Origin of the sequence: Aeromonas hydrophila subsp. hydrophila ATCC 7966 (assembly GCF_000014805.1) — a bacterium.
In the GTDB taxonomy this organism is placed as follows: domain Bacteria; phylum Pseudomonadota; class Gammaproteobacteria; order Enterobacterales; family Aeromonadaceae; genus Aeromonas; species Aeromonas hydrophila.
This window is the reverse complement of record NC_008570.1, coordinates 78,793-85,000: the sequence shown is the minus strand read 5'-3', so window position 1 is coordinate 85,000 and position 6,208 is coordinate 78,793. Positions and strand designations below refer to the sequence as shown.

Here is a 6,208-nt window from a genome sequence, read left to right as displayed (position 1 = left end):
TCGCGTTGAGGAGGCGCATATTACGCTTCTCACTTCGAAAGTCAAGCGATTGTTTTCGCTTTTCTTTCGGCGCCCACTTCGCAAGGAAGCTGGCTCATCAGGTTGGCGTGTTCCGCCGTGCTGGTAGAGGCGCATTATAGGGAGCCGCGCCGCGATGACAAGGCTTTTTTTGAAGAAAGTCACGGAAACTTCAAATTATCCAATTAGAAACAGCTTACTCAGTGTATATATACAATGTTATCCACAAACCGATGATTTCAGACCGGTTTTATCATCATTTAGGTGGATCTTCCCCTCTCAAGGGATGCCATACTGGAACGGATAATATGTCCCAAGTGGTCCATGGTAGCGCCCGGCTGGAAAGCTGGTTACCATGGAGGTGAATAGAGTGTTGCACCTTTTTTGCTTTCATTTACAAAAGGTCTTTAAAGATGAATTTATCCAAGTTTCCCGTTTATGTGCAGGCGGCCATCCTTGCTCTGGTGTTGGCGCTGGTTGGTTATCTGGTTGCCCAGGCCCTGCAATTTTCTTTGAAAGCCGAAGTGATTTTTGCTGTGGGCTTGGCCATCGGCGGTTTCGTGGTACCGCTGTTCCTGAACCGTGCACCGGCGGGTGTGGCTGAACTGGCCTCCAGTCAGGAGACCTGCACCTTATATGTAGGCAATCTGCCATACCGTGCCAATGAGATAGCCGTGCGCGAATTGTTTGCCGAGCAGGGCCAGGTGATCTCGGTCCGTCTGATGAAGGACAAGGCCACCGGCAAGCGCAGAGGATTCGGTTTCGTGGAGATGCCCGCTGCTGATGCCGCCAAGGCGATCGCCGCACTCAACGACAAGGAGTATCAACAGCGTACCCTTAAAGTACGTGAAGCCAACGACAAGCGGGACAAAGATGAGCGAGAAGGCAGTGAAGTGGATGCCTGACCGCTGGCAGGCAATCCGTTAGAACCTGACCTCTTCGAGTGATGACAGCCCCCAAGCTTGCAAGGGGGCTGTCAGTTTCTGGGTCTGGGCATCCAGCCGGGTGCAATAGGCCTTACCCCCGACATCTTCCAGCCGTGTCGGTGTCGTTACCAAACCGGCCAGCAGGTGAGCCACCCGCTTGGCGACCGCACTGCCGGAATCCACCAGCTGGCACGCAGGCATCAGCTGCCGTATCTCTTCATCCAGCAAGGGGAAATGGGTACAGCCCAGCACCAGGGTATCCGGATGCTCTTCCCCTTCCAGCCAGTCTGCCAATACTTCCCGCAACAGCGCCATATTGACCGGCAGACCCGCCAGCTTGTGCTCGGCCTCGACGACCAGCTCGGTCGCCCCCTTGAGCAAGACCCGCTTGCCCGGCGCAAACTGGGCGATGAGCTCGTGGGTATATTCACGGCTGACGGTACCCGGGGTTGCCAGCAAGCCGATGCAACCATTACGGGTAAGCGCGGCTGCGGGCTTGATGGCGGGTACCACGCCAACGACCGGTACTGTCATGGCAGCACGCAGGGACGGCAGAGCGATGGTGCTGGCCGTGTTGCAGGCAATCACCACCAGATCGATATCATGCTCGACCACCATGTGGCTGACCAACCTGGTGCAGACTTCGGTGAGGGCGGCCTCGCTCAGCTCACCATAGGGGAAGTTGGCATTATCAAAACAATAGAAGTAGTTGTGTGCCGGCAATGCGCGGCGGATCTCGCGGTAGATGGTCAGGCCACCCATACCGGAGTCGAACACGAGAATATTGGCCACTTGAGCTCCCCTTTGCTGCAAGTCGGCGATCATACTCCCGCCGACCGCCAATAGAAAAGGCCCCACCAATGGCGGGGCCTCGCTTTTTATCTTCTCTTATATAGGCAGCGTTGCCGCTCAGAGACGGTAGTCCGCCGTCAGCTTGAACTCGGTACCTGCCGACGCATAGCCATAGGCCGGGGCGTAATCACGATCAAACAGGTTGTCGATGCGGCCACCCAGCGTGAACTGAGGCGTCACCCCATAGCTCGCCCCCAAGTTGATCAGGGTGTAGGAACCCAGCTCAACCCGCTCCGCCGGGAAGCTGCTGAAGTTCTTGTCATCCCGTTTGCCGACATAAAGCAGTTCGGTAGAGAGATCGACCGGGCCCAGTTGCACCTGAGTCAGCCAGCTGGCCTTCTGCTTGGCACGACGCAGCAGTTGCTGATCCCCATCGTTCTTGTCTTCGGCCCGGGTGTAGTCAAAGCTCAGGTCGTGCCGCAGTGGTCCGGTTTCCAGACCGAGCGCCACTTCCACACCGCGGATCTCGGCGTCGGTGTTGTCCGGTCGGCAGGTTGAGGACGCGCTTTGGCAGGCAATCAGATTCTGGATCTGGTTGCGGTAGAGGTTCAACGACCAATCCCAACCGGTGTAGCGGCCGCTGAAGCCCAGCTCCAGGTTCTTGCTCTCTTCCGGTTTCAGCGCGGGGTTCTCATAACCCGGATAGTAGAGATCGAGGAAGGTCGGTGCCTTGAAGGCAGTGCCATAGCTCAGACGCACATTATGGTTGTCATCGAGATCCAGCCCGCTGGCAGCGGACCAGGTGTTGTGGCGGCCATATTGCTTGTTGTCATCGGTACGACCAGAGAGTTCCCACAGCAGGGCCTGCCAGCGGTAGCTGCCCACCACGAACAGACCCGTGTTGTCGCGATCCGGGGCATTGAATGCCTGACCATAGCTGCGTGTATCGGATTTCAGCTGCTCCTGCTGCCAGTCGGCACCACCGGTCAGGTTTAGCCCCTCGACACCACTCCAGCTGTTGATCCAGGAGAAGCGGGTCAGCCCGGTGTGGATGGGCTCCGCACTGGACTCCCCTTTGCTCTCCAGCCAGCTCTTCAGCTTGTTCTCACCGTAGCTGGCCTCCAGCCGGCTGCTCAGCGCGCCACTCTGATACTTGAGACCGCCATCGTACTGGAACGCCTGCACCCGGCTCTGATCGGCCGACTGATACGCATCATCCATTTCGGTCTGGTTGTCATAGCCCTGGGCGTTGAAGTCGGCACTCCATGCGTCGTTGAAAGCATGACTCAGTCCGAACTGGCCGTTCAAGCTGTCAAAGCCATCCCGATCCGGCTGCTGGGCATTGGCCACCACGTCGAACCCATCGGTGCGCTCGTAGCCGATCATCATATTCATGTCGGTCTGCTGGCCCAGAGCCTGCACGGTACGCAGCTGGCCCTGGCCGTAACCATTGCTGCCCACACCGCCTTTCAGGTGGGTCTCGCTGCCATTCTTGGCGGATGTCTTGGTGATCAGATTGATGACGCCGCCGATGGCGTCCGAGCCATACACGGCCGCCCGCGGGCCACGGATGTACTCGATGCGTTCGATATTACCGAGCGGGATCTGGCTGAGATCCGGCGTGCCAGCCACCATGGCCGCGATGGGGCGCCCATTCATCAGCACCAGTGAATGGTTGGAGTTGGTACCACGGATGAACAGGCTGCTCATGTGGCCTCGGCCACCCAGGGTAGTGATCTGCACGCCGGGCAGCGTCTTCAGCAACGCTGGCAGGCTCTGCACCTGACGGGATTCGATCTCGGCGCGATCGATCACCACAACGGGAGCCAGTACCGAGCTGATGGGTTGCTCCACCCGATTGGCGGTGATGACCAGGGTAGGATTGACGGGGATGGTGGTCTGGGCGAAGGCCGCCGTTGGCAACAGGGCAGCCGCCAATAATTTCTTGGACATGAGAGATCCTTAAGTTCGCGTAAGCATCTACTTCGTGGCCGGTTTCTCTCGGCCCGAAATACGAACTTTGGCAGGTCTTCGGGCTGGGGGGCTGATGGCCTACGGCGACGGCTTCCCACCTGTGGCAGTGCCCTGATGTCGCTTCGTTCCCCCTTACCGCTGCGCGCCAGCTCCGGATTTTCACCGGATTCCCTATTAAGCATGATGCGCCAAAGCGCAGGGATTATAGGCAGAGCAGAGGTGGATGTATAGCCATCCAGATTTCTATTTATTGCCACCCAGCGCAGCCAGCCGCTGCTTCGCCCCCTCCATCACCGCCTGTACGCCGGGATGGGAGAGGTGACGACCGGCCGACACCAGATAGTAGGAGAGCGTCACCTCGGCCAGGGTTGCAATCCGTTCGACACCGTATAGTCGCGCGATCTCGTCGGCCATGGCCAGCGGCGCCGGAAAGATCCCCATCCCCGCCTTGCCGAACGACTTCATCAGGGTCGAATCATCGAACTGGCCGACCAGATGGGGATGAATGCCCTGCTGCCGATACCAGGCCAGCAGGCTGTCATGGGTCGCCGACTTCTCCCCTGGGATCAGCAGCGGCAGACCCTCGAGGGAGGCGGGAAAGCCCTGCCGTGCCCTGGCGGCCAGCTCGGGGCTGGCAAACAGCGCCAGCGGGCTGCGTCCCAGCTCGTGGTTGTAGCCGCGCACCCCGCTGTCGGGGGGGAGCGGGCGATCGATCAGCACCATGTCCAGCTTGTGGCTGGCCAGCTCGCTGAAAAGCTGCTCCGCCCGTTCTTCATGGCACACCAGCCGCAACGGGGTGGCCAGCGCCATGGCGGGCGCCAGCAGCTCGAACGCCAGGGTGCGGGGCACGGAGTCGGCGATCCCCACCTGCATGGTCAGCTCCTGGCTGGCATGGCGCAGGGTATGCTCGAGATCGGCGCCGAGCGAGAAGATGGCGCCAGCCTGTTCGAGCGCCTGACGACCGGCGGTGGTCAGGGCAAGCCGCCGCCCCACCCGGTTGAACAATGCCACCCCGAGGGAGAGCTCCAGCTCGGCCACCTGACCGCTGACGGTCTGCGGCGTGAGGTGCAACTGCTCGGCGGCCCGCGTCACACTCCCGCTGCGCGCTACGTGCCAGAAGTAATAGAGCTGTTTGTAGTTGAGCATCGGGCCCCTTATCAGTTTCTACCGAACAATCATCAATCAAAATCTGATTTTATCGAAACATCTTGCACTCTAGCATGCAACCACCCTGTGAATTGCCTCCTGCGAACTCCCATGCTGGATGTTGTTGTACTCTTTTTCCTCTTTGGCCTGCTGGCAGGTCTGGTGCGCTCCGAGCTCAAGCTGCCGCCCGCGCTCTACGATACTCTCTCTCTCTTCCTGTTGCTGGCCATCGGCCTCAAGGGCGGCGTCGGCCTGGCGCAGCAATCTCTACAACCGTTATTACCGCAACTGGCACTGGTGATCCTGCTCGGCATGCTGCAGACCCTGGCCGGGTTTGCCGTGCTGCGCCTCAAGATGAACCGGGTCGATGCCGCCGCCACCGCCGCCCACTACGGCTCGGTCAGCGTGGCGACCTTTGCGGTCGGGGTGAACTGGCTCACCGAGCGCGGCATCAGCTTCGAATCCCAGCTCTCCATCTTCCTAGCGGTGATGGAGATCCCCGCCATCCTGGTCGGCATCGTGCTGGCCCAGGGGATAAGCCGACAAACCCGCTGGCGCCGGCTGGCCCATGAAACCTTCCTCGGCAAGGGGGTCACCCTGCTGCTGGGCGGCATGGCCATCGGCTATCTGGCCGGTCCCGACGGGATCGCCCCGCTCAAGCCCCTGTTCGTCGACCTGTTCAAAGGGGCGCTGGCCCTGTTCCTGCTGGAGATGGGCCTCATCGTCGCCCGCCAGTGCCAGGACCTGCGCCGCCACGGCCTGTTCCTGCTCGGCTTCGCCCTGCTGATGCCGCTCGCCTCGGCTGGCCTGGGCCTGGTGATCGGCCAACTGGTGGGGCTCTCCCTCGGTGGCCTGACCCTGCTGGCCACCCTGGCGGCTAGCGCCTCCTATATCGCCGTGCCGGCCACCATGCGCATCGCCGTGCCTCAGGCCAATCCGGGCCTGTCGCTCAGCGCCGTATTGGGGGTCACCTTCCCGTTCAACATCATGCTGGGGATCCCGCTCTACCACAGCTGGGCCCGCCACTTCACGGAATAGCCACATGCAGACCGAGATCCGCACTCTGCTCACCGTCATCACGGAAGCGAACCTGGAACCCACCCTGCTGCGCACCCTCACCCGCGAGGGGCTGCGCGGCTACACCATCACCGATGCCAGAGGCCGCGGCGACCACGGTGAGCGCAATGCCAGTTGGAGCGAGAGCGGCAACATCCGGCTGGAGGCGATCTGCAGCCGCGAACAGGCGGAACGCCTGCTCGCCCACCTGCAGAGTCGCTACTACCCCGACTATGCCATGGTCGCCTTTTTGCAACCGGTCGAAATCGTGCGACCCGAAAAATTCTGAGCCGGCT

6 protein-coding genes and 1 riboswitch are annotated in these 6,208 nt (G+C 60.7%); of the genes, 3 read left to right on the top strand and 3 right to left on the bottom strand.

The features are described 5' to 3' along the window. Nucleotides 1–431: 431 nt before the first annotated feature. Nucleotides 432–923, top strand: a complete 492-nt coding sequence (locus AHA_RS00370; RefSeq protein ID WP_011704113.1) for an RNA recognition motif domain-containing protein — start codon at nt 432–434, stop codon at nt 921–923. 18 nt (nt 924–941) lie between these two features. Here AHA_RS00370 and murI read toward each other — a convergent pair whose 3' ends face one another. The 3 genes from murI to AHA_RS00355 all read right to left on the bottom strand — a co-directional run bounded on the left by murI (nt 942) and on the right by AHA_RS00355 (nt 4,856). Next, nucleotides 942–1,736, bottom strand: coding sequence for a glutamate racemase (murI, locus tag AHA_RS00365; RefSeq protein ID WP_011704112.1), 795 nt, complete (start codon nt 1,734–1,736; stop codon nt 942–944). 117 nt (nt 1,737–1,853) lie between these two features. After that, nucleotides 1,854–3,689, bottom strand: a complete 1,836-nt coding sequence (locus tag AHA_RS00360; RefSeq protein ID WP_011704111.1) for a TonB-dependent receptor domain-containing protein — start codon at nt 3,687–3,689, stop codon at nt 1,854–1,856. A gap of 52 nt (nt 3,690–3,741) precedes the next feature. Further along, nucleotides 3,742–3,918: riboswitch (cobalamin riboswitch) on the bottom strand. A 35-nt stretch (nt 3,919–3,953) separates the two neighbouring features. Continuing rightward, nucleotides 3,954–4,856 carry a LysR family transcriptional regulator gene (locus AHA_RS00355; RefSeq protein ID WP_011704110.1) on the bottom strand — a complete coding sequence of 301 codons (903 nt, stop codon included), beginning with the start codon at nt 4,854–4,856 and terminating at the stop codon, nt 3,954–3,956. A gap of 111 nt (nt 4,857–4,967) precedes the next feature. On the opposite strand from AHA_RS00355, the gene AHA_RS00350 reads away from it, so the two are divergent. Together AHA_RS00350 and AHA_RS00345 are read left to right on the top strand one after the other, a co-directional pair. Beyond that, nucleotides 4,968–5,894: a sodium-dependent bicarbonate transport family permease gene (locus AHA_RS00350; protein WP_164927503.1), complete on the top strand. Its 927-nt coding sequence runs from the start codon at nt 4,968–4,970 to the stop codon at nt 5,892–5,894. Nucleotides 5,895–5,898: 4 nt separating this feature from the next. Continuing rightward, on the top strand, nt 5,899–6,201 hold the full coding sequence (locus AHA_RS00345; protein ID WP_005306985.1) for a P-II family nitrogen regulator: 303 nt from the start codon (nt 5,899–5,901) through the stop codon (nt 6,199–6,201). Nucleotides 6,202–6,208: the final 7 nt, after the last annotated feature.